At 70.7% G+C, this 22,078-nt stretch carries 21 protein-coding genes and 2 tRNA genes; 12 read left to right on the top strand and 11 right to left on the bottom strand.

Features of this window, described 5'->3' with window-relative positions; translation table 11 throughout:
- Positions 1-163: 163 nt before the first annotated feature.
- From ABZ208_RS00920 to ABZ208_RS00910, 3 genes are all read left to right on the top strand, one after another.
- On the top strand, positions 164-505 hold the full coding sequence (locus ABZ208_RS00920) for a hypothetical protein (RefSeq protein WP_328400294.1): 342 nt from the start codon (positions 164-166) through the stop codon (positions 503-505).
- A gap of 242 nt (positions 506-747) precedes the next feature.
- Complete coding sequence (locus tag ABZ208_RS00915) at positions 748-1,410, top strand: hypothetical protein (RefSeq protein WP_356907426.1); 663 nt, start codon at positions 748-750, stop codon at positions 1,408-1,410.
- Positions 1,401-1,474 (top strand) — tRNA-Lys (locus ABZ208_RS00910). The genes ABZ208_RS00915 and ABZ208_RS00910 overlap by 10 nt, the downstream gene beginning before the upstream one ends.
- 110 nt (positions 1,475-1,584) lie before the next feature.
- Here the strand turns inward: ABZ208_RS00910 and ABZ208_RS00905 are convergent.
- Positions 1,585-2,814 carry a M6 family metalloprotease domain-containing protein gene (locus tag ABZ208_RS00905; protein WP_356907425.1) on the bottom strand — a complete coding sequence of 410 codons (1,230 nt, stop codon included), beginning with the start codon at positions 2,812-2,814 and terminating at the stop codon, positions 1,585-1,587.
- 440 nt (positions 2,815-3,254) lie between these two features.
- Between ABZ208_RS00905 and ABZ208_RS00900 the strand changes: the two genes are divergently transcribed.
- A complete protein-coding gene (locus tag ABZ208_RS00900; RefSeq protein ID WP_356907424.1) occupies positions 3,255-5,087 on the top strand; it encodes an EAL domain-containing protein in 1,833 nt (610 codons plus the stop codon).
- 121 nt (positions 5,088-5,208) lie between these two features.
- Here ABZ208_RS00900 and ABZ208_RS00895 read toward each other — a convergent pair whose 3' ends face one another.
- The 4 genes from ABZ208_RS00895 to ABZ208_RS00880 form a co-directional block, all read right to left on the bottom strand.
- Positions 5,209-6,918 (bottom strand): glycosyl hydrolase family 18 protein, encoded by a 1,710-nt coding sequence (locus tag ABZ208_RS00895; protein WP_356907423.1) that lies wholly within the window; start codon positions 6,916-6,918, stop codon positions 5,209-5,211.
- A 208-nt stretch (positions 6,919-7,126) separates the two neighbouring features.
- Positions 7,127-8,200, bottom strand: coding sequence for an LLM class flavin-dependent oxidoreductase (locus tag ABZ208_RS00890; protein WP_356907422.1), 1,074 nt, complete (start codon positions 8,198-8,200; stop codon positions 7,127-7,129).
- A gap of 75 nt (positions 8,201-8,275) precedes the next feature.
- Entirely contained in the window at positions 8,276-9,016 is a 741-nt protein-coding gene (locus ABZ208_RS00885) for a decarboxylase (RefSeq protein WP_356907421.1), read from the bottom strand.
- The gene (locus ABZ208_RS00880; RefSeq protein ID WP_356907420.1) at positions 9,013-9,834 is read right to left on the bottom strand and encodes a decarboxylase; all 822 of its coding nucleotides are present in this window, start codon (positions 9,832-9,834) and stop codon (positions 9,013-9,015) included. The genes ABZ208_RS00885 and ABZ208_RS00880 overlap by 4 nt, the downstream gene beginning before the upstream one ends.
- A 130-nt stretch (positions 9,835-9,964) precedes the next feature.
- Here ABZ208_RS00880 and ABZ208_RS00875 point away from each other — a divergent pair, with 130 nt between their 5' ends.
- Together ABZ208_RS00875 and ABZ208_RS00870 are read left to right on the top strand one after the other, a co-directional pair.
- Entirely contained in the window at positions 9,965-10,927 is a 963-nt protein-coding gene (locus tag ABZ208_RS00875; RefSeq protein WP_356907419.1) for a D-2-hydroxyacid dehydrogenase, read from the top strand.
- Complete coding sequence (locus ABZ208_RS00870) at positions 10,908-12,323, top strand: amidase (protein WP_356907418.1); 1,416 nt, start codon at positions 10,908-10,910, stop codon at positions 12,321-12,323. Before ABZ208_RS00875 ends, ABZ208_RS00870 begins: the two co-directional genes overlap by 20 nt.
- Before the next feature lie 451 nt (positions 12,324-12,774).
- Here the strand turns inward: ABZ208_RS00870 and ABZ208_RS00865 are convergent, their stop codons facing one another.
- Positions 12,775-13,275: a DUF3830 family protein gene (locus ABZ208_RS00865; protein WP_356907417.1), complete on the bottom strand. Its 501-nt coding sequence runs from the start codon at positions 13,273-13,275 to the stop codon at positions 12,775-12,777.
- Between the two features lie 69 nt (positions 13,276-13,344).
- On the opposite strand from ABZ208_RS00865, the gene ehuB reads away from it, so the two are divergent.
- From ehuB to ABZ208_RS00835, 6 genes are all read left to right on the top strand, one after another.
- Complete coding sequence (ehuB, locus tag ABZ208_RS00860; protein WP_356907416.1) at positions 13,345-14,199, top strand: ectoine/hydroxyectoine ABC transporter substrate-binding protein EhuB; 855 nt, start codon at positions 13,345-13,347, stop codon at positions 14,197-14,199.
- Positions 14,196-14,855, top strand: coding sequence for an ectoine/hydroxyectoine ABC transporter permease subunit EhuC (gene ehuC / locus ABZ208_RS00855; RefSeq protein ID WP_356907415.1), 660 nt, complete (start codon positions 14,196-14,198; stop codon positions 14,853-14,855). Before ehuB ends, ehuC begins: the two co-directional genes overlap by 4 nt.
- Positions 14,852-15,502, top strand: a complete 651-nt coding sequence (gene ehuD, locus ABZ208_RS00850; protein ID WP_328400273.1) for an ectoine/hydroxyectoine ABC transporter permease subunit EhuD — start codon at positions 14,852-14,854, stop codon at positions 15,500-15,502. The genes ehuC and ehuD overlap by 4 nt, the downstream gene beginning before the upstream one ends.
- Positions 15,492-16,244: an ectoine/hydroxyectoine ABC transporter ATP-binding protein EhuA gene (ehuA, locus tag ABZ208_RS00845; protein WP_328400271.1), complete on the top strand. Its 753-nt coding sequence runs from the start codon at positions 15,492-15,494 to the stop codon at positions 16,242-16,244. Before ehuD ends, ehuA begins: the two co-directional genes overlap by 11 nt.
- Before the next feature lie 167 nt (positions 16,245-16,411).
- Complete coding sequence (locus ABZ208_RS00840; protein ID WP_356907414.1) at positions 16,412-17,170, top strand: IclR family transcriptional regulator C-terminal domain-containing protein; 759 nt, start codon at positions 16,412-16,414, stop codon at positions 17,168-17,170.
- 189 nt (positions 17,171-17,359) lie between these two features.
- Positions 17,360-17,436, top strand: a tRNA-Lys gene (locus tag ABZ208_RS00835).
- Positions 17,437-17,483: 47 nt separating this feature from the next.
- On the opposite strand, the gene ABZ208_RS00830 is transcribed toward ABZ208_RS00835, so the two are convergent.
- The 5 genes from ABZ208_RS00830 to ABZ208_RS00810 form a co-directional block, all read right to left on the bottom strand.
- Entirely contained in the window at positions 17,484-17,966 is a 483-nt protein-coding gene (locus ABZ208_RS00830; RefSeq protein WP_356907413.1) for a phospholipase, read from the bottom strand.
- Between the two features lie 150 nt (positions 17,967-18,116).
- The gene (locus ABZ208_RS00825) at positions 18,117-18,767 is read right to left on the bottom strand and encodes a response regulator transcription factor (protein WP_356907412.1); all 651 of its coding nucleotides are present in this window, start codon (positions 18,765-18,767) and stop codon (positions 18,117-18,119) included.
- Positions 18,746-20,005 carry a sensor domain-containing protein gene (locus ABZ208_RS00820; protein ID WP_356907411.1) on the bottom strand — a complete coding sequence of 420 codons (1,260 nt, stop codon included), beginning with the start codon at positions 20,003-20,005 and terminating at the stop codon, positions 18,746-18,748. Before ABZ208_RS00820 ends, ABZ208_RS00825 begins: the two co-directional genes overlap by 22 nt.
- 175 nt (positions 20,006-20,180) lie before the next feature.
- Positions 20,181-20,768, bottom strand: coding sequence for a lytic polysaccharide monooxygenase auxiliary activity family 9 protein (locus ABZ208_RS00815; RefSeq protein ID WP_356907410.1), 588 nt, complete (start codon positions 20,766-20,768; stop codon positions 20,181-20,183).
- 156 nt (positions 20,769-20,924) lie between these two features.
- Positions 20,925-22,073, bottom strand: coding sequence for an SPFH domain-containing protein (locus tag ABZ208_RS00810; protein ID WP_356907409.1), 1,149 nt, complete (start codon positions 22,071-22,073; stop codon positions 20,925-20,927).
- Between the last annotated feature and the right edge of the window lie 5 nt (positions 22,074-22,078).

Here is a 22,078-nt window from a genome sequence, read left to right as displayed (position 1 = left end):
AACGCATCCCACACATCCGTGCTGACAGCCGCCCGGGCACCGTAAGGTGCCCGGGCGGCTGGTTCATGCGCCGGACGGCCCCGGCAGCGAGGCCCTCTTGCGAGGCGCGGGACAATGGATGGCGGCCCCCGGAGCGCGGGCCACGGTGCGAGGAGGAACGGACATGGCGGAACCCGAGCGGACCGAGCGCAGGCTGCGGCCGTCCCCGCTCCTGTTCGAGCCGTCGGAGGCTGCCGCCGACCCTGAGCACTTCTTCGACCTGGAGTCGATCGAGGACCCCCGGGAGCTCCTGTCCAGGGCCACGGAACTGACGCTGGCGTTCCGTGCGGCGACGGACCGGGCGGTGGAGTACCAGGCGATCGCGGCCGCCCAGCTCGCGGACCCGCGCCGCTTCGACCGGCTGACGCCACAGGACATCGGCGAGCGGGCGGGCTGGTCCGAGGACTACGCCAAGAAAATGATCGAGTTCGGCCGCGATCTGCTGCGCGGCACCGCACCCTCGTAGCTCGACCGCTCCCTCGTAGCCGGTCCGGCTGTGGTTCCGGAACAGGACCGGACCAGGTCCGGATCAGATCCGAGACTGATCCGGGTGCAGCTGTGGACCGCGGTCCGACCGGCCACCGTCAATGGTCAGGACCACTCCCCCATGGCATATGACGGGACAAGATACTCCCCCGAAGCCCGACCTGTCCTCGTTTCGTCCAACCCGGGGAAACCAAATGGTTACTCCGGGTAGATGTTGTCGACATGAGCGCATGGCTGGACGAAACCCTGCTGACCACCTCCGAGCCGGAGCGTCGGACTCGGACGGACATCTTCGCCCTGCTGCGCGAGGAGAGCTGTCATCACGCGGCCGAGGTCACCGCACCCGGAGCCGGCTGGCTCGTCTCCTCGGAGGCGTATCCCCGCTCCGCCCTGGCCCTGTGGGAGACCACCCCCACCTCCCCCGCGGTGCTCCCCTGCGGCACCGCCTTCGACGTCGTGAACGTGCCCGACATCTTCGGCCGCCGGATGCTCGACCAGCTGTGGTCCGAGGGGCCCGGATCGGGGCCGGTGGCGATGCACCGCGGCCGCATGATGCTGTTCGCCTCGCCCGGCACCGCCCAGCGGCTGCCGTCCCTGCTCGACTGGGAGGAGTGGGGGGACGCCGTGCCACCGCTGCTGTGCCACGGCACCGGGGACGCCGTCACGATCCCGCCGCTGACCCCTGCCACCGGCGAGGGCGCGGGTTCCGGGCCGCGCTGGGTGGTGGCCCCGGACACCCGGCACCCCTGGCTGCCGGGGCCCGATGTGCTGCTGTGGGCGTGCGTGCGGGCCGCCCGCACAGGCTCCTCCAGCAGTGTCCGCATATCGATTTTTCCTCCCGCCGATCAGGGTGCTAAGGTCTACGACGTCAGCAGGCGCCGCTAGCTCAGTTGGTTAGAGCAGCTGACTCTTAATCAGCGGGTCCGGGGTTCGAGTCCCTGGCGGCGCACAGACGGAAAAGGCCTCTCGCGCGAGCGAGGGGCCTTTTCGCATGTCCGCGCACTCGCATGTCCGCGCACTCGCATGTCCACGCCACCGCGTGTCCGCGCGATGGCGTCTCTACGCCATCGCGATCTTGATCGTCCACGCGCCGGTACCCGCCCGGTCCACGACCTCCACCTGGATCCGACCACCCGGCTCCCCCGGCATCGTGTACGTCTCCCCCACCCGCAGCGGCGCGTCCGCGAGCGCCGGGTAGACCGACTCGTCCCAGCACGCGTCGGACTCCGGATGGGTGTCGATCACCTCGATCGGACCGCCGCCCGAGCCTGCCTCGGCCTGGACGCGGTAGAGCAGAATGCCCTCGGTGCAGGTGTCCTGGTCGTTGCCGGTGGCGCCGCGCGCCTCGATGGCGAGGGCGGTGCTCTCACCGGTCCGGACGACCACGAGCCGCGTACCGAGACTGGTGCCGCGCACGGGCGCGGCCGCCAGCGGCTCCAGGGTGACCAGCTTCCCGCCGTGCCCCCCGCCGGTGATGCAGCGCACCTCGTCGCCGCCGAGCCAGCCGAGCTTCCACTTGTGCCAGCCGAACAGGTCCGGTGCCAGGCCGAACTGGCTGCCCATCACATCCCAGTCGCCGACGTAGGTGTCCCAGTCGCCCTTGCCGTCCATGGGCCGGTGGTAGAGGTCCGGCAGGTCGAAGACGTGCCCGGTCTCGTGGGCGAGCACGTTCCGGTCCGGCGGGTGGCGTTCGAAGACCGTGACGACCCGCTTGATGTCGGTGCCGTCGGCCTTCATCGGCCGGTCGAAGTTGACGACCTTGGTGGCGTCGGAGTCGACGCCGGGCGCGTCCGGGTCGGCGACCAGATAGACGATGTCGTACACCGAGAAGTCGACCGTCGGGTCGGCGGCGGTGACGGCGTCGTGCAGATAGGTGCCGCGCCGCCCGGGGTCCCAGTCCCGCTGTATCCCGTACGCGGTCGACGACTCAGGCATCTCCAGCCACGCGCCGAGCGGGTGCACGCGCAGCTGGGACCGGCCGTACGAAGCGCGCCGGAAGAAGTCGCTGGTGGCCGGGAAGTGGTCGCCGACGAGCTCGTCGGGCGTGCTCAGCGGCACGGAGTCCGGGAACGACAGGAAGATCATCACCGCGTCGAGGGTGGCGTCCGGCCGGGTGTAGGAGCCGTTCCAGGTGTCCAGGCCGAGGGAGTGGTGGGCAGAGGTGCGGGGCAGCGCGCAGGGCCCGGCCGTCGCGTCGGCCACCGCGGGGCCCGCGACGAGGGAGGTCGCGGTGAACGCCATGAGAGAGGTGAGTGCGGCTGCGGCACTGCGCAGACGCACTCGTTCCACTCTCCCGGGTGTTCCCTCGGGCGGCTGCTGACCCTCCACATGGACCTCCGGCTGGGGAATGCGGGACACCACAACCACCCTGTGCCGGTTTATGGCGGTACGCCCTGCTGCGCTGCACCACCCGGGTGACCGGCCCGACACCACCCCGAGACCGAGCCGGTATGCGCCGACACTCCGATGGCTCACTGAACGTCACATTCGGTCAGAACGGTGTCGACCCCGGTTCACACCCGCGCAGAAACGATCGGCCGTTGGTCATGAGCGACCCCGAGTGGCCCGTCCCACGACGGCGAAGCTGGAAGGGCTCCGGCGGCAGCCTCTATGATCGGCACACTTTCCCCGAGTTCTTCCCGGATTTCTTCGCCGACTGTGTGGGTCGGCCATCGGCCGACCACATCTGTACGACCCTGTTCGACACAACTGCACTGCGGGAGTGAGCGGTGAGCGGAACCTCCGAAGGACCAGGGCCCGCGGGCGTCGCAGTCTCCCGCCGGGCCCGACCGTCGGTCACGGAGCGTCACGGCACTGGCCTGACCTCCGCCGAACTCTGCGACTACCGGGCCGCGTTCAACGCGGCCCAGCTGGCGATGGCCGTCATCGACCACGAGGGCGTCGTCGTGAGCGCCAACGACGCGCTCGCCGTGTTGCTGGGCACGGAACGGGCCGAGCTGCACCGGCAGCACGCGGCCGATCTCATCGACCTCGCGTCCGACGCCCGCACCTGGCACGCGTACCGCGAAGTGCTGCACGGAAGCCGCTCCCGCTTCCGCTGCACCCGTCGTCTCAAACACCCCGACGGGCGGGCCCTGTGGGCCGAGGTCAGCGTCACCCCCGTCGCGGAGGGCGGCAGTGTGCTGCTGGCCGTCACGGACATCAGCGACCGCAGACAACTGCAGGCGAGACTGCGTCACCTGCAGATGCACGACCCGGTGACCCGGCTGCCCAATCGCACGCTGTTCTTCGAACGGCTGTCGTCCGCGCTGGAGTCCTCGGCGTACGAGCAGGGCTCCACCGGCCGGATCGGGCTGTGCTACCTGGACCTGGACGGTTTCAAGGCGGTCAACGACACCCTGGGCCACCGGGTCGGCGACCGGCTGCTGGCCGAGGTGGCGGCACGGCTGGCCGCCTGCGCCGAGGGCAGCCGCTCCGGGCGCAGCGGCGGTCATCTGGTGGCCAGGCTCGGCGGCGACGAGTTCGCGATCCTGGTCGAGGACTCCACCGGCACGGAGCAGCTCGCCGATCTCGCCCGGTCCGTACTGGCCGCGCTCCAGGAGCCGTTCGACCTGTCCGGGCAGCGGCTCTCGGTCTCGGCGTCGATCGGCGTGGTGGAACGCGCGGTGGCGGGGACCAGCGCGACGGGGCTGATGCAGGCCGCGGACACGACGCTGTACTGGGCGAAGGAGGACGGCAAGGCCCGCTGGACCCTCTTCGACCCCGAGCGCAACGCGCACCGCATGACCCGTCAGGCGCTCTCGTCCACGCTCCGGCCGGCCGTCGAGCGCGGGGAGTTCGAGCTGCAGTACCAGCCTCTGGTGGGGCTCGCGGACGGAGTCACGCGCGGTGTGGAGGCGCTGGTCCGCTGGAATCACCCGCAGTTCGGCACGCTCACGCCGAATCGGTTCGTCGCGATCGCCGAGGAGGACGGCTCGATCGTCCAGCTCGGACAGTGGGTGCTGCGCACCGCGTGCCGCCAGGCGCGTCAGTGGCAGCTGGACCACCCGGACGTGCCCCCGCTGTTCGTCAGTGTCAATGTCGCCGTACGGCAGGTATGGGACTCGGACCTGGTCGCGGATGTCGCGGAGATCCTGGCCGAGACGGGACTGCCGCCGTATCTGCTGCAGTTGGAGCTCACCGAGTCCGCTGTGATGGGGTCGGCCGGCCGGCCGCTGCAGGCCCTGCAGGCGCTCAGCGACATGGGCGTGCACATCGCGATCGACGACTTCGGGACCGGGTACTCGAACCTCGCCTATCTGAGCCGGCTTCCGGTATCCGTACTGAAGCTCGACGGAACGTTTGTCCGCGGCTTCCAGGACGAGGCGCACGCCAACCCCGCCGACGAGACCATCGTCGAGGCGCTGGTGGACCTGGCGCACCGGCTGGGCCTCACGGTCACCGCGGAGTGCGTGGAGACCTCGGGTCAGGCCTCGAGGCTGCGCAGCATCGGCTGTGACACGGGCCAGGGCTGGCTGTACTCACGGGCGGTGTCCCCCGAGCGCATCGGGGAGATGCTGGGCGCGGGCCCGCAGGCGATCCACGCGGCGACCTCGCACTGAGCACCGGCCGGCGGCGGCCACCACCGGGCCGCCGGCCCGACCGCCCCCGCCGGCAGGGACTTCCGGCGGGGGCGGCGGACCGTGGGGGACCTGGGGGTCGGCGGGACGGAGGCTCAGCGGGTCAGCAGGCGCCGAGGTCCTGCCAGACGCCCCACTCGCCCGTGGTGCCCGGCTCCTCGCCCTGGGTCCACCACTTGGCCTTCCACAGGTGGCCCTTGTGCGAGACCTGGTTGCCGCCTGTGTAGGTGGCGGAGGCGGACCAGGCCGCCGACGAGCAGCCGGCCGGGGTGGACGGCGAGGGGGTCGGCGCCGGGCCGGAGCTCGAGGGCGACGGGGTCGGTGTCGGGTCGGACGGCGACGGGGTCGGGCCGGGGTCCGCCGGGGAGGAGCCGACCGCGGCCACGATGTCGTTCAGCAGCGTGGTGTTGGCGTCGAGCCCGAGCAGCGAGTACATCATCGCGCCGGCCAGGCCGCGCTGGTGGGCGTAGTCCGCGCGGGCCTGGATCGACCGCTTGTCGAGGCCGGTGAAGAACTCGCCGTCCTTGTAGAAGTAGGCGGCCTTGGCCTGGTCGTCCCAGAACGTGGTCGCCGGGTTGTCGACGATGCCGCCGAGCTCCTTGTAGTTGGCGATGCCCGCCTGCTGGCTGACCGGCCGCGCGGTGGACGCGCCGGTGGCGCTGCTGCCGAGGCCGTTCTGCGTGCCCGCCGGGACGCCCTTCCAGCCGCGGTAGTAGAACTCGTAACCGAGCGTCAGCTTGTTCGCGGGGAAGCCGCCGGCGATGCCGTAGGCCGGCTTGCCGTCGATCCAGGAGTCGATGGCGTTGTCGATGCTGTACTTCTCGGTGCCCGGCGCGATGGGGTCGGTCGGGTCCGAGGCCGGGGAGTACAGGGGGGACTGGTGGTACGCGGGCCCGTCGCCGTCCCAGGCGCCGTGCATGTCGTACGTCATGATGTTCGCGTAGTCGAGGTATGCACCGATCTTGTCGGTCTCGATGTACTTGATCTTGTCCTGGCCGGCCGGGAGAGCCGCCGTCAGCAGGTACTTCTTGCCGCCGTGGGCGGCCCCGTACTCGTCGAGCTGCTTGCGGAACTCGGCCAGCAGCAGCGTGAAGTTCTGCTTGTCCTCGGGTCCGTAGTGGTTGCCGAGGTGGCCGCCGGACGAGCCCGGGTACTCCCAGTCGATGTCGATGCCGTCGAAGATGCCGGCCGCGGTGCCCGGACCGCCGAAGCCGCCCTCGACGGGCAGGTCGCCCTGGATGTACTGCTTGACGCAGGAAGCCACGAACTTCTTGCGGCTCGCGTCGGTCTTGGCCGCGTCGTGGAAGTACTTGGAGTAGGTCCAGCCGCCGAGCGAGATGTTGATCTTCAGCTTCGGGTACTCGGCCTTCAGCTCCTTGAACTGGTTCATGACGCCGACGATCGGCTGGTTCCAGGTGTCGGCGACGCCGTCCACACTGTCCGCCGCGGTGAAGGACTTCTGGTAGTCGGCGTACGAATCTCCCGCGCCGTCACCGGCGTTGGGGTTGTTGTCGTCACCCGCCGCCTTGTTCGCCTCGAAGCAGGTCAGGTCGGTCGGATGGATGTTGCCGAACGAGTAGTTGAGGATGTCGAGCTTGCCCGCGATGCCCCGGGTGTCGAGGTGCTTGGGGTAGAAGGCGTTGCCGTACACGCTCCACTGGTCGTAGTAGGCGATCTTCACACCGCCCGTGGACGCGGCGGCGGGTGCGGCGTCGGCCGCCTGGGCCGAGCCGAGGCCGGCGACGGCCGCCAGCGCTCCGGCGGCGAGAGCGGCGCTGGTGAGCGCGGCCATCAGGGGTCTGCGGACGTGCACGTGCTGCCTCCGGGGGGTGCGCAGTAAGGAAGTTGAAGAAGAGATAGCCGCCGCGCAAAGTCCGCGTCAATGGTCTGCACCAAATGAGGACTAGACCAATTTGAGCCAAAAACCGCCTGTCAGAGGCGTGCACCCATGACAAAAAGCCGCTCGCCACCATCGGTGACGAGCGGCTTAAGCCGGCTTTAAGGAGCTGCGGTGGAACGGTTCAGGAACGAACCACTCCACCAGGCAATTCATAGGCGTCGGCGATCAGTTCGTAGCTGCGCAGCCGTGCGTCCCCGCTGTGCGCGTTGGCCGTGAGCATCAGTTCGTCGGCTCCGGTGCGCTTCTGGAGGTCGTCCAGGCCGGTACGTACCTCGTCCGCGGTGCCGTGCACGATGTTGGACAGCCAGCTCTCGACGAACTGCCTCTCCGGCGCGCTGAACGCATACGCCTCCGCCTCCTGCGGCGTCGGGATCAGCCCGGGCCGGCCGCTGCGCAGCCGGAGCATGGACAGCGCGCCGGTCAGCACCTGACGGCGGGCCTCCTTCTCGTCGTCCGCGGCGAGCGCGGACACTCCGATCAGCGCGTACGGGGCGTCCAGCACCGCCGAGGGGCGGAAGCTTTCGCGGTAGAGATCGAGCGCCGGCACCGTGTTCTGCGCGGAGAAGTGATGGGCGAAGGCGAAGGGCAGGCCGAGTACGCCCGCCAGCCGGGCACTGAAGCCGGAGGAGCCGAGCAGCCAGATCGGCGGACGGTGGGTGGGGCCCTGCACGGGCCCCGGGACCGCATGGATCCGCGCGTACGGGTGGCCGTCCGGGAAGTCGTCGTCCAGGAAGCGGGTCAGTTCGGCGAGCTGCTGCGGGAAGTCGTCGGCACCTTCGGCAAGCCGCTCGGAGCGGCGCAGCGCCGCGGCCGTGGCGCCGTCCGTGCCGGGGGCGCGGCCGAGGCCCAGGTCGATACGGCCCGGCGCGAGCGCCTCCAGCGTGCCGAACTGTTCGGCGATCACGAGGGGCGCGTGGTTCGGGAGCATCACACCGCCCGACCCGAGCCGGATCCGCTCGGTGTGGGCGGCGAGATGGGCGAGGATCACCGCCGGCGACGAGGAGGCGACACCCGGCATCGAGTGATGCTCGGCGACCCAGTGCCGGTGGAAGCCGCGGGCCTCGGCGAGCCTGGCGATGTCCACACTGGTCCGCAGGGCTTCGGCCGCCGTGCGGCCGCTGCCGACGGTGACCAGGTCGAGCACGGACAGGGGTACGGGGGCGGTGCCGGCCGCCGCGCCTCGGATCTCGTCCACGGGTGGGACCTCCTGCGGGATGTCGTACGTACGTCCGCAGCCAACAGGAGGGCCTCTCCGTTTATTCCCGGGACCTCATGCCGGGACCCACTCCCGGTCCTCCGGGCGGGCGAACAGCGTGCCCATGCCTTCGGCCCACACACGGCGGTCCGCCAGCCGCAGCCCCTCCCACACCGTCACCTGATTCGCCGTCAGCACCGGTTTGCCCAGCGCCTCCTCCAGCTCCTCCAGATGGGCCACGGTGTGCAGGGCCGTGTCCGGCAGCAGCACCGCCTCGGCGTCCGGGTGATCGCCCGCGCGCGCCAGCTCCAGCACCTGCTCGCGCCCCCATGTGCCGACCTCGGCAGCCGTGACGATCCCGCTCGCCCGCACCGCGCTCACCTCGATGCCGGCCGCGCGCAGGAAGCCGGCGAACGACGCGGTGATGTCCTGCGGGTACGTCGCCGCGACGGCGACCCGCCCGACGCCCAGCGCCTGTGCGGCGTGCGCGAAGGCGAAGGAGGTGCTGGACGCCGGCAGACCCGCCGCTTTCGCCAGCTCGCGCGTCTGCTCGTGCGCCCCGTCCCAGCCGCGCACGAAGCTGCCGCTGGTGCAGGCCCACATGAGGGTCTCGGCTCCCGCCAGCCGCAGCTCCTCGACCCCGGCCGCGAGCCGCGCCGGGGAACCCATCTCCATGAGCGCGTCCACCCGGTGCGCGTCCACGCCGATGTCGGTGTGGAAGATCGGCAACCGGATGTCGCTGTCGAGCAGAACCGCGATCCGTGGATAGTCGTCCTCTGCCGAGTGCCCCGGGTAGAGGAGTCCGACCGACGTCATGTCCATCCTTCCTGTTCTTCGGGCTGTGCGGGCAGGGCGCCGGGGGCCGGGGGCGGCACCTCGTCCGGCACCTCGGGCCCGGCATCGGGCTGGAGCAGCAGCGCCTGGTACGGGCCGACCGCATGCACCCCGATGGTCCGCAGCGCGGCCCACATGGTCACCTGGTTGGCCGACAGCACGGGCATTCTCAGCTCGGCCTCCAGTTGCGGAATCGCGTCGTACGTCGGCAGATTGGTGCAGCTGATGAACAGGGCGTCCGCCGCTCCGACGACCGCCTGGCGCGCCATGTCCACCACCGACCGGTACGGCACCTTCCAGATGTGCCGGGTCAGCCCGAGGAAGGCGCGGCCCGTGACCGTGACCCCAGCTTCTCCCAGATAGTCCTCCAGTGACCGGGTGACCGACTCCGTGTACGGCGTGACCAGGGCGATACGGCCGGCGCCCAGCTCGTCGAGTGCGTCGAGCAGAGCGCCGGAGGTGGTCAGCGAGGGCACCTCCCCTTCCGAGCTCATCACCTCGCACATCGCGCGTTCCCCGGCGAGGCCGCCCACAAAACTGCCCGAGGTACACGCATACGCGACGACCTCGGGCTCGGACGCGCTCAGCGCCCGCACCGCCTCGCGCAGCGTCTCGTGCTCGCTGACCATCCGGGCCAGATCGAGCGAGACCCCGACCGGGACGTACGGCGTACGGGTCAGGCGCAGGGACACCGCGTCGGGCACCCAGCGCCACAGCTCCCGGTCCAGCGCGAAATCGAACGGGGCGACCACGCCGACACCGTGCTGCGGCTGTGGTCCGCCGAGAAAGGAGACATCCATCGCAGGCCCCCTTGGCGTCTTGTTGACGACGGTAGGTGCGGGTGCGAGCGTGGGTCAATCCGTACATGTCAGACTCCCCCGTAGCCCTGCCGGGCACGGGAGGTGCCCCCTACGAAACGGGTCCCACCTGATGTCCGAACCCACCCTCCTCGTACTGGCCGCGGACCCCCCGCCCCGACTGGGCCGGCTGACCGGACGGGCCCGCGTCGAGTACGCCGACGAGGACACGCTCGCGGCCCGACTGCCGTACGCGGACGCCCTGTTGATGTGGGACTTCACTTCCGACGCGCTGCGGCGCGCCTGGCCCGGTGAGGGTCCCCGGCCACGCTGGGTGCACACCCCGAGCGCGGGTGTGGACCGGCTGCTCTGCCCCGAGCTGGTGGAGTCCGACACCGTGGTGACCAACGCCCGCGGCATCTTCGACCAGCCGATCGCCGAGTACGTGGCCGCCCTGGTGCTCGCCATGGCCAAGGATCTGCCCGGCACGCTGGAGCTGCAGCGGCAGCGGCGCTGGCGCCACCGCGAGGGGCTGCCGGTGGCCGGGACCCGGGCGACGGTCGTCGGCGCGGGCCCGATCGGGCGTGCCGTGGCCCGCACCCTCGATGCACTGGGCGTACGGACCGCGGTCGTGGGCCGCACCCCCCGTCCCGGCGTCCATGGCGTGGCCGATCTCGACCGGCTGCTGATCCGCGCCGACTGGGTGGTGTGCGCGGCGCCGCTCACCGACGACACCCGCGCCATGTTCGACGCGCGGCGCTTCGGTCTGCTGCAGCCCTCGGCCCGGTTCATCAATGTGGGACGCGGCCCGCTGGTCGTCGAGGAGGCGCTGGTCGCGGCGCTCAGGAACCGGTGGCTGGCGGGAGCGGCGCTCGACGTGTTCGACCGGGAGCCGCTCACGCCCGACAGCCCGCTGTGGGACGTACCGGGACTGATCGTCTCGCCGCACATGAGCGGCGACACGGTCGGCTGGCGCGACCGGCTCGGCGAGCAGTTCGTCGAGCTCTTCGAGCTGTGGGTGGCCGGAAAGCAGCTCCCGAACGTGGTCGACAAGAATCGTGGGTACGTCCCCATGCATGACAAGTCCGCTGACTGATCTCACCGCCCGCCAACTGCTGGCCGGCTACACCCAGGGCGACTTCTCCCCCGTCGACGCGACGCGAGCGGCGCTGGAGCGGGCGGAGGTGGTGCAGCCCCTGGTGAACGCCTTCGTCCGGATCGACGCCGAGGCGGCGCTGGCAGAGGCGGAGGCGTCGGCGCGCCGGTGGCACCGCAGGGAGACGCTGGGGCTGCTGGACGGGGTGCCGCTGACCGTGAAGGACCTCCTGCTGCAGCGCGGCACCCCGACCCTGCGCGGCTCCCGGACCGTCAGCGCTGAGGGCGCCTGGGACGAGGACGCTCCGTCGGTGGCCCGGCTGAGGGCGCACGGCGCGGTGTTCGTGGGCCGCACGACCACACCCGAGTTCGGGTGGAAGGGGGTCACCGACTCGCCGCTGCACGGGGTGACCCATAACCCCTACGACCTGTCCCGCACGTCGGGCGGATCGAGCGGCGGCAGCGCGGCGGCCGTGGCGCTGGGGGCCGGGGCCGTGTCGATCGGCACGGACGGCGGCGGCTCGGTGCGCATTCCGGCCTCGTTCTGCGGGATCTTCGGGATGAAGCCGACGTACGGGCGGGTGCCGATGTACCCCTCCAGCCCGTTCGGGACGCTCTCCCATGTGGGGCCGATGACCCGGGACGCGGCGGACGCGGCACTGATGCTGGACGTGATGAGCGGCGAGGACTGGCGGGACTGGTCGCATCTGGGAGCGGCGCGCAGCGTGCGCGAGGGCCTCGACGAGGGCGTGAAGGGGCTGCGGATCGGCTACTCGGCGTCCTTCGGCGGCCAGGTCGCGGTGCGCCCGTCGGTCGCGGCCGCGGTCCGGGGGGCGGTGACGGCGCTGGCCGGGCTCGGCGCGCACATCGAGGAGTCCGACCCCGATCTCGCCGACCCGGTGGAGGCGTTCCACACGCTGTGGTTCAGCGGCGCGGCACGGCTGGTGCAGCATCTGGGCGCGGAGCAGCGGGAACTGCTGGACCCGGGGCTGCGCGAGATCTGCGAGGCGGGGGCGCGGCACAGTGCGCTGGAGTATCTGGCGGCGGTGGACGCGCGGATGGACCTGGGGCGGCGGCTGGGCCGCTTCCACACGTCGTACGACCTGCTGGTCACCCCTACGCTGCCGATCACGGCGTTCTCGGCGGGGGTGGAGGTGCCCGCGGGCTCGGGCCTCGGCCGCTGGACGGGGTGGACCCCGTTCACGTACCCGTTCAACCTGACGCAGCAGCCGGCGGCGACGGTGCCGTGCGGTGTGGACGAGGAGGGGCTGCCGATCGGGGTGCAGCTGATCGGGCCGCGGCATGCGGACGGACTGGTACTGAGGGCGGCGCACGCGCTGTACGAGTCGGGTGCGGCGGAGGTGCCGGCTCCCCGGTTGCCGGGGGCGGCGGGGTAGAACCGGGTACGCGCCGTTCGCCGGGGCGGGCGCCGCGGCTGCGGGGGCGACGGGGCGGACACCGGGTGCGCGCCGTCGCCGGGGCGGGCGCCGCGGCTGCGCGGGCGGCGGGGTGGACACCCGGTGCCCTGCGAGCCCGTGCGCCTGTCGGACCGGGGCGCCTGCGGCGGGCGTGTTCCCCTCTCTGCCGTCCCCCTACGGCCCGGCAGCAGTGCGAGGTACCCCCACCGCAGACTGGGGCTCGCGCCTCAATCTCCCCCAGACTCCGTCCGGGGGGACCCCCACGAGGCTGCTTTCCAGCCCGTCCGGCGTTTGAGGACACTCCCGCCGCGCCCTCAGGGCGTGGGAGGTACCCCCACCTCAGGCCGTACGGGGGGTCTGGGGGCTCGCCCCCAGCTACGGGAAGTGGGGGTCCCCACGCCGCCAGGCGTAGGGGGGAGGGTAGGGGACCTCAGGCCCGCCGGAAGCTCAGCGTCTCCCCCGCCGCCCCGTTGCGCCACAGGTCCTGGCATGCCTCGGCCATCACGTCCAGGCCCTCCACCACCGTCCCCCACACGATCCCCGGCACCCACCCCACATCCCCGTTCAGCAGCAGGTTGTTGCGTTCGTAGAACAGAGCCAGGTCGACCACGGTCGAACGCCCCTGGTGCTGGGCCCCCTCGCCGTAGCCGTACGACGCCGTGCCCAACTGGACGTCCGAGAAGGTGAAGTAGCACAAATCGCCCGGAATCGGGGTCACGGTCGGGTTCTCCAGTGGCGGCTCCTCGGCGGCGAACGCGGGGAACAGGGCGTAGATCTCGTTCCTCGCGTACTTCGCGTGATAGACGCCCCCGGCGAGCGGAAGCGCCTGCCACACCGCCTCGCACGTGCGCGGAGCCTTGTCGGTGAGCAGCCGGGCGGTGCACTGGACGCCGCGCGACTCGAGGGCAACGGTCAGATATCGGTCGGCCATTGTCCACGCATACCCCGAGCCGGGCCGGGTAGCCGCGCGCCCATGGTTCGAACAAGACAACGAGGATCGATGAGCAGACGCACCGTGCTGCTCGGCACCGCGGCCGTCGGCGCGCTGGGCGTGACCGGCGCGGCGGGCTGCAGCAAGGTGCCCTCCGGTGATGCGCTGGCGCGGCTGAAGTCGCAGGGCACGGTGCGTCTCGGCATCGCGGGTGAGGTGCCGTACGGCTATGTCGACAAGCAGGGCGAGTTCACGGGCGAGGCCCCCGAGCTCGCCCGGGTGATCTTCAAGCGGCTCGGTATCGACGATGTCCAGCCGGTCGCGACCGACTTCGCCTCGCTCATCCCCGGGCTGAACTCGCAGCAGTTCGATGTCGTCTCGGCCGGGATGTACATCAACAAGGAGCGCTGCGCGCAGGTCATATTCGCCGACCCCGAGTACCAGATGCTCGACTCCTTCATCGTGCGCAAGGGCAATCCCAAGAATCTGCGTACCTACGAGGACGTCGTGAAAGCCAAGGCGAAGTTCGCCACCGGCACCGGCTACGCGGAGATCGACTACGCGGTCGCCGCCGGGTACCCCGAGAAGGACATCGTCATCCTCCAGGACCAGGTCGCGGGGCTGAACGCAGTCGAGTCCGGACGCGTCGACGTGTTCGCCGGCACCGCGCTGACCACCCGCGAGGTGGTCCGCAAGAGCGCGAAGGCCGAGGCGACCGAGGCGTTCGCCGCCGTCGTGGACGGCGAGAAGAAGATCGACGGCGGCGGCTTCGCCTTCCGCCCCACCGACACCGAACTGCGCGACGCGTTCAATGTCGAGATCCACAAGATGAAGAAGAGCGGCGAACTCTTCCGCATCCTGAAGCCGTTCGGCTTCACGGAGAAGGAGATGACCACGCTCACTGCCGAGGAGCTGTGCCGATGACAGCCGGACTCTGGCAGAACTGGGTGCTTCCGGGCATCTGGATCACCGTCCAACTGCTGGTGTACAGCGCGGTGCTGGCCGCCGCCGTCGCCTTCGCGGTGGGTACGGCCCGCACCCACCGCTCCCGTGCGGTCCGCTTCCTCGCGGGCTTCTACACGGAGGTCTTCCGCGGTACCTCGGCCCTGGTGCTGATGTTCTGGCTGTTCTTCGTGGTGCCGCCGCTGCTCGGCTGGCAGCTGGTCCCGATGTGGGCCGCGGTCCTCGCGCTCGGCCTGTCCTACGGGGCGTACGGCGCCGAGATCGTCCGCGGCGCGCTGAACTCGGTGGCCGCATCCCAGCGCGAGGCAGGCATCGCCCTGAGCTTCACGCCCTGGCAGCGGCTGCGGCTGATCCTGCTGCCGCAGGCGGTGCCGGAGATGATCCCCTCGTTCTGCAATCTGCTGGTCGAGCTGCTCAAGGGCACGGCGCTGGTGTCGCTGCTGGGCGTCGGTGACGTGTCGTTCGCCGCCTATCTGGTGCGCCTGGCCACGCAGGAGAGCGCCCAGATCTACACGGTCGTGCTGGTGATCTACTTCGTGATCGCGTTCGCCATCACCCGTTCCATGAAGGCGCTGGAGCGCCGGACCAAGGCCAACATCGGGGTGGTGGTCAAGTGACCTGGGACTGGTCCGCGGTCGCGGACTTCATGCCGCGTTTCTGGGAAGGCGTGCTGCTCACGCTCCAGATACTGGTGCTGGGCTCGCTGATCTCGTTCACGCTCGGCCTGGTGTGGGCGATCGGCTTCCGCGCGCCGACCCGCTTCGTGCGGTGGCCGGTGCACGTGTTCACCGAGTTCATCCGCACCACCCCGCTGCTGGTGCAGCTGTTCTTCTTCTACTTCGTGCTGCCCGAGTGGGGCATCCAGTTCTCCGCCCTGACCACGGGCACGATCGCGATCGGGCTGCACTACTCGACGTACACCGCACAGGTCTACCGGGCCGGTATCGAAGCCGTGCCGGCCGGTCAGTGGGAGGCGGCGACCGCGCTGAGCCTGCCCGCCCACCGCACCTGGCTGGCGGTGATCCTGCCGCAGGCGATCCGCCGGATCACCCCCGCGCTGGGCAACTACGTCATCGCGATGCTGAAGGACACTCCGCTGCTCGCCGCGATCGGCGTGCTGGAGATGCTGCAGCTGTCCCGGCTGGAGAGCGCCTCGACCTTCCAGTACACCGAGCCGCTGACGGTGGTCGGCATCGCCTTCGTCCTCATCGCCTGTCCGGCTTCCCTGCTCGTACGAACCCTGGAGCGCCGCCTTGTCCGCTGACACGAAGACCCCGCTGATCCGCTTCGAGAACGTCACCAAGCGGTTCGGCGACACCACCGTCCTGGACGACCTGTGCTTCTCGGTCCGGCCCGGCAAGCACGTCACACTGATCGGCCCGTCCGGATCCGGCAAGACCACCATCCTGCGGCTGCTGATGACCCTGACGTCGCCCGACGAGGGCACGATCCAGGTCAACGGGCACCGGCTCCACCCGGCGCCCGAGAAGGAGCGCCGCGAGGCGCGCAAGAAGATCGGAATGGTCTTCCAGCAGTTCAACCTGTTCCCCAACATGAGCGTGCTGCGCAACATCACCGAGGCCCCGGTGCGGGTCCTCGGCCTGTCCCGTGACGAGGCCGAGGAGCGTGCCAGGGAGCTGCTGGAGATGGTCGGCCTCGGCGACCGCTGCGACGCCCGGCCGACCCAGCTGTCGGGCGGCCAGCAGCAGCGGGTGGCGATCGCCCGCGCGCTGGCGATGCGGCCGCAGGTGCTGCTGCTGGACGAGGTGACCTCGGCGCTCGACCCCGAGCTGGTCGCCGGTGTGCTGGACGTCCTGCGGGACATCGCGCGTTCGACGGACATCACCATGCTGTGCGTCACGCACGAGATGAACTTCGCCCGGGACATCTCCGACGAGGTGCTGATGTTCGACTCCGGCAAGGTCATCGAATCTGGTCCGCCGGAGAAAATCTTCTCCGAGCCGGAGCAGACGCGTACCCGCGAGTTTCTCGGTGCGGTGCTCTGACCTCTCACTCTTTCATGTAGGAATGTCCGTGGCATATGCCAGTGTGATGCGCCCCAGCGTATGCGGCTGGGGCACCGCATCATTTCCGCCAACAGCCGCCCCCCAAACGGCTCTTGACCGCTATCGTGGTACGGAAGCTTGCGGTCCTAACCTGGTAGGGGGAAACCGTGGCGCTGAAGCCCGAGCCGACCGCGCCGTTCCACTCGGTGCAATACGTCTTGCGCGTCCTGGAGACGGTCTCCAAGCACGGTGGCGGTGTCACCGATGTCCAGATCGCACGCGAGACCGGTCTGCCGACCGGTCATCTGGCTCCCATGCTGTCGATGCTGCGCCGCGAGGGGTACGTGGAGCAGGTCGCCGACGGCGCCTATGTGATCGGTGACTCGCTGGTCCTGCTCGGTTCGGGGGCTTCCCGCCAGCAGGCCCTGGAGGCCAAGCTCCAGGACACCCTCACCGAGCTGCGCGACTCGGTGGGCGCGGCCGTCTACATCAGCCGGTACATCGACGGCGAGGTCAAGATCACGCAGTTCGCCGACGGCCCGCGCACCCCGAAGGTCAACGAGTGGGTGGACTTCCGCTCCGCGGCGCACGCCAGCGCGGTCGGCAAGTGCCTGCTGACCCAGCTCGACGTGAACGGGCGACGGGACCACCTGTCCCGGCACAAGATCGCCCGGCTCACCTCCCGGACGATCACCAGCGAGAAGCTCCTGTTCTCCAAGCTGGACGCACAGCCGCCGACCGTCCCCGTCCTGGACCTGCAGGAGTACGCGGTGGGCACGGTCTGCGCGGCGGTGCCGCTGACGGCGGGCTCGGCGGTGGGCTGCCTGGCACTGTCGCTGCCGATCGAGCATGCGCACCGGCTGCGCGCGGCGGCGGACACGCTGAACCGCAGAGCGGCTCCGGTGGTCCTTTCCCTGGCGATCTAGGGCGTTTCTTCCGGATCGCGCCGGATCAGTGAGCGGGTCTGATGCCAGGGCACGCGCGCCTGGCAGGATCCGGAAGAAGGGCTCTGGGGGCGGCTCGGCAGGTGGCGCGGCGGGTGGTCCGGAGCACCCCTCGGGACCAGGTAGTATTACTTCCGTCGTCAGCCGCCGAAGGCGGCGGAACGGCAGCCCGCGCCGCTAGCTCAGTTGGTTAGAGCAGCTGACTCTTAATCAGCGGGTCCGGGGTTCGAGTCCCTGGCGGCGCACCATCTCATGAGAGGCCCCTCGTTTCGGCGAGGGGCCTCTCATGCGTGCGTCAGGCGGCCGGCGTTTCCGCCGGGGCCTTGTACCCGAAGATCGACACCGCCTGGTAGTACGTCCAAGCCGTGCCGTTGCAGGAGGTACGCGTGGCACCCGAGTAGCGGGCGCACACGCGCTTCAGATCCTCGTAGAACGCCGAGTCGAGTCTCGCCTTGTTGGCGCTGAACGTGCCGGCTGCCTTGTAGTTCCGGTATCCGAAGTCATGGCGTGCGCATGACATCTGAAAAGGAAAGCCGAAGGGGTTGTCGGGCGAGGAGGAGCAGTAGTCCGTGGACCAGTCGAAGCCGTAGGCGCTCCAGGCGCCCTGGTTGGCCCGGGCGGCGGCCCAGGCGTTGTAGCTGGATGCGCTGGTCTGCGTCCAGGAGCTGAGGACCTGGGGTTTGTCGGCGGGGGCGGCCGAGGCGGCCCCCGCCGGGATCAGGGCGGCGGGCAGAGCCAGCGCGAGGGCGGCGAGCGGAAGGGCAGAACGGCGACGCATGCAGAACCTCCGTACGTAGGACGGGAGTTGGTGCGCGCCACGTGGCCGGTCCACGGGCGGATCCAGAGTCCCGCTATACGCGCGTCCTGCACAGTCTTCGCGTCACAAGCAGCGGGTGAATTTTCTCCGACCGGCGCACGCGGGAGACGCTCAGCGCAGATAGGTGAGAACGGCCAGGACCCGGCGGTGGGTGTCCTCGGCCGGGGGGAGGTCGAGCTTCCCCAGGATGTTGCCGATGTGCTTGCCCACGGCCGCCTCGCTGATCACGAGGTGCCGGGCGATTGCCGCGTTCGACCGCCCCTCGGCGACCAGGGCGAGCACCTCGCGCTCGCGCGGGGTCAGCGCCTGCAGCGGATCGCGGCGGCGGCGCAGCAACTGACGTACGACTTCGGGGTCGACGACCGTACCGCCCGCCGCGACCCGGGCCAGGGCGTCGATGAACTCCTCGATCTGGCCGACACGGTCCTTGAGCAGATAGCCGACCCCGGTGCCGTCGCCGGTGTCCAGAAGTTCGGCGGCGTAGGTCCGCTGCACGTACTGGCTGAGCACCAGGACCGGCAGGGCGGGACGCTCGGAGCGCAGGGCGACGGCGGCACGCAGCCCTTCGTCCTGGAAGCCGGGCGGCATGCGCACGTCGGTGACGACGATGTCCGGGTCGTGGGCGGTGACCGCGTCCTTCAGGGCGTCCGCGTCGCCGACCGCGGCGACCGTCTCATGGCCGAAGCGGGTCAGCAGGCCGATGAGCCCTTCCCGCAGCAGCACGCTGTCCTCGGCCAGGACTATCCGCAGAGAGCTCGGCAAGGGATCTCCACTCGCAGGGACGTCGGCCCGCCGGTCGGGCTGGTGATCGTCAGTGTCCCATCGAGTACGGCGAGCCGGTCGGCCAGTCCGGTCAGTCCGGTGCCCTTGTCCGCGGCGGCGCCGCCCCGGCCGTCGTCCCGGACCTCGATGACCAGCAGCCCGTCCCCGTACCGGGCATCGAGCCGGATCCGGTCCGCCCCGCTGTGCTTGGCGGCGTTCGCGAGCGCCTCGTTCACCGCGAAGTACGCGGCGGTCTCGACGGAACGGTCGAGACGGGGGAGCCGGAGGTCGGCGTCCACGGGCACGGGCGACCGGTCGGCGGCGTCGGCAAGCGCGGCGCCGAGCCCGTAGTCGGAGAGCACCTGGGGATGGATTCCGTGGATGAGCTCGCGCAGTTCGGTCAGCACGCGCCCGGCCTCGCCGTGGGCGGCCTCGAGCCGGTCGGCCTGCTGTCCCGCGGAGGCGTCCAGACGCGCGAGGCCGAGCGTCATGGTGAGGGCGACCAGCCGCTGCTGCGCTCCGTCGTGCAAGTCCCTTTCGATGCGCCGCCGTTCCGCCTCGAAGGCGGCGACGAGCCGGGCCCGTGAGCGGGTCACCTCGGTCAGCCGGTCCCGCAGTTCCCCCTCGCGCGGCGCGAGCAGCAGCCTGGTCAACTGGGCACGTGCACCGGCCAGGGCGGCCAGCGGATACAGCAGTACGGCGAGCAGCACGGCCCCGGCGGCCGCGGCGGCGAACGCCTGCGGGTAGCCGGTGACCAGGACCGTCTTGACGACACGCGCCTCATGGCCGTCGAGGGCGAGCTGGAGAGGGGCGGCGGCCATCCCGAGCGGCAGCCCGATCGCGACGCCCACGGCCAGCAGGTCGAGCGGCCACAGCACGAGGGCGTGCAGCAGTCCGTACGCGAACTCCCGCCAGGTCGCCTGCTCCGCGAGCCGAAGCCGTAGCCAGGCGGCGAGGCCGGGTTCGGCGGGGGTGCGGTGGGGGCTGGGCGCGGGCTCGTCGTCGGCGATCCCCAGCCGCCGCCGCTCGACGACGGCAAGAGACACACCACCGAGCACCAGGAGCGGCAGGACGACGAGCACGAGGGAGAACCCGGCGAGCACGACGAGAGCGACCAGGGCGGGAAGCCCGGTGAGCACGCTGCTCGCGAGGTAGCCGGCCGAGCGCCAGGGCCAGACGCCGCGCAGAAAGCCGCCTCGGGCCAGGGCCTGCCAGGGATTGCGTATGACGACGGTCATGCGGCACACCGTAGGCGGCGGCCCGGCGCGTGGACCATGGGCCCAGCGGGCCGGGAGAGGGTAGGGCTGGGCCTACCTCGTGCCCGGCCGGCCGCTCACCCCGGCCGCCGTGCCCGCGTCCCCCCGTACCGCGGGCCGGCTCAGGCCCGCGGCGGGTGGGGGGTTGGCGGGCCTGTCAGAACTGGACGTCCGAACAGGCGTAGAAGGCGTTGCCGGTGTCGTGCACGGTCCAGACCGCCAGGATCAGATGGCGGCCGGACTTCGACGGCAGCGTCCCGGAGTGGCTGAGCGTGGACGGCGGGCGCTGGCCTCCGTACGGAATCGTCAGGAACGGCTGCGATTCGAGGACGGCGCGGGTGAGCTTCTGGCTCGGGTTCCAGCCGTTCCTGGTGATGTAGTACTTGAAGTCGGTCGTCGCGTGCATGGCGGTGAACTGCCACCGGAAGGTGTAGTTCTGCCCCGATGAGACCTTGGTGGTGGGCCAGGTGCCGCCGCGCGGGTCGTCGAGCTGCGCGAAGCGGCTGTTGCCGCCGGCGCAGATCGTTCCGTCGGCCGGGCCCGCCGCCGGGAAGCCTTTGAGGCCTTCGACGCTCTGGGGTTCCCAGATGATCTCGCCGCAGTCGGCGACGGTGCGGTTGGCACAGAGTTTCTGGCGGCTGATGGGCGAGTCGGTGTAGCCGTGGCTGCTGGCGCTGCCGGTGGCGAGCAGGGTGGCGCCCGTCACGGCGAGGCCGACCACGGCCGCACCTATCTTCTTTCGCATGCTTCGCTCCAGGAGAACGTGGGGGAGTTCCTTGCCGTGCTGCACGCGTGCGATGGTGCGGTGCCACCCGTTGCCGATCGGGGATTGGGGGCGGCACTCATTCAGGTCTAGACCAAGTTCCAATGTATTGACGCGAGTTCATCATGTCCAGACCAATCACGGTGCCTCCACGGCACCCGCCCGGCCCGTGTAGAAGGCAACGGTCAGATCCTTGACCAGTGCCTTGCGCTCGTAGTCGTCCAGCTCCACCAGCCCCCGCTGGGTCAGCCGGCCGACGGTGTCGTCCACCGCGTCCACGACCGAGGTCAGCACGGTGTCCCGGTGCTGGGCGTCGATCGCCGCGATCCGCTCCCGCTGCAGCGCTGCGGCCACCTCGGGCTCGTACTCGATGGACGTCGGCTGGGCCGAGAACACCTCGAGCCCCACCGGCGCGCACTCGGCCGCGAGCATCCGGGTCAGCGCATCGCCGAAGGCGTCGGCATTGCGCAGAGTCGAGACGGTCCCCTCCGGCGGCAGGTGCGACAGCACCCGCGTCAGCGACGCCTCCACCTGCTCTCCCAGATACTGCTCGTGGTTCTCCACCCCGAGCGTCGCGCGCGCGGTGTCCGTGACCCGCCACACCACGAGCACCGCCACCCGCAGCGCCGTGCCCTGCCCGTCGACGGCCGCGATCGGCTCACTGCGCCAGTGCCGCAGCCGTACGTCGATCCGGCGGCGCAGCACGAGCGGGCTCACCCACACCAGTCCGGTACGCCGGACACTCCCCTGGTAGTCGCCGCACAGTGTGAGCACCCAGGCATGGCCGACCCGGCCGCGCGCCAGGCCGCCGAACGCGAACAGCGCGAGGAGCACCCCGAGCGCAAGCAGTGCACACAGCCCGAAGCCGATGCCGTGGAAGGGGTGCGGTGGGGTCAGCCCGAAGAGCGCCGCGACCGGGACCGGCACGGCGCCGGTGCCCCAGAGCACCGCTCCGATCCCCGCGACCGAGCAACTGCCCGCGACCAGGGCGGTCCAGCCGGACAGCGCGGGTCCGGGGCGTTCGAGCAGGTCCGGGTCACAGGGCGGCGTGGGCCTGACCGGGGCGGTCGGCGGACGCGGGGGCAGCGTGCGGCCGGTGACCTTGGGCTGCTCGCCGGTGCCCTGACGGCGCGCCACGACGGACGGCCGAAGGAGCGGGCCGTTGTCGTCCCGGAACAGGAGATGCACCGGGATTTCCGTCGTCGTCTCGGCTGCGATGACCGGTTGGCGCCGCGTGGTCTCGGACGGCATGCCGCCCTCCGGCTGCTCCGACATCGTGGTGTTCATGCCTG

It is taken from the genome of Streptomyces sp. NPDC006208, assembly GCF_040613775.1.
Taxonomy (GTDB): Bacteria; Actinomycetota; Actinomycetes; order Streptomycetales; family Streptomycetaceae; genus Streptomyces.
The sequence above is the reverse complement of the archived record's forward strand: the minus strand, read 5'-3'. Positions and strand labels throughout refer to the sequence as shown.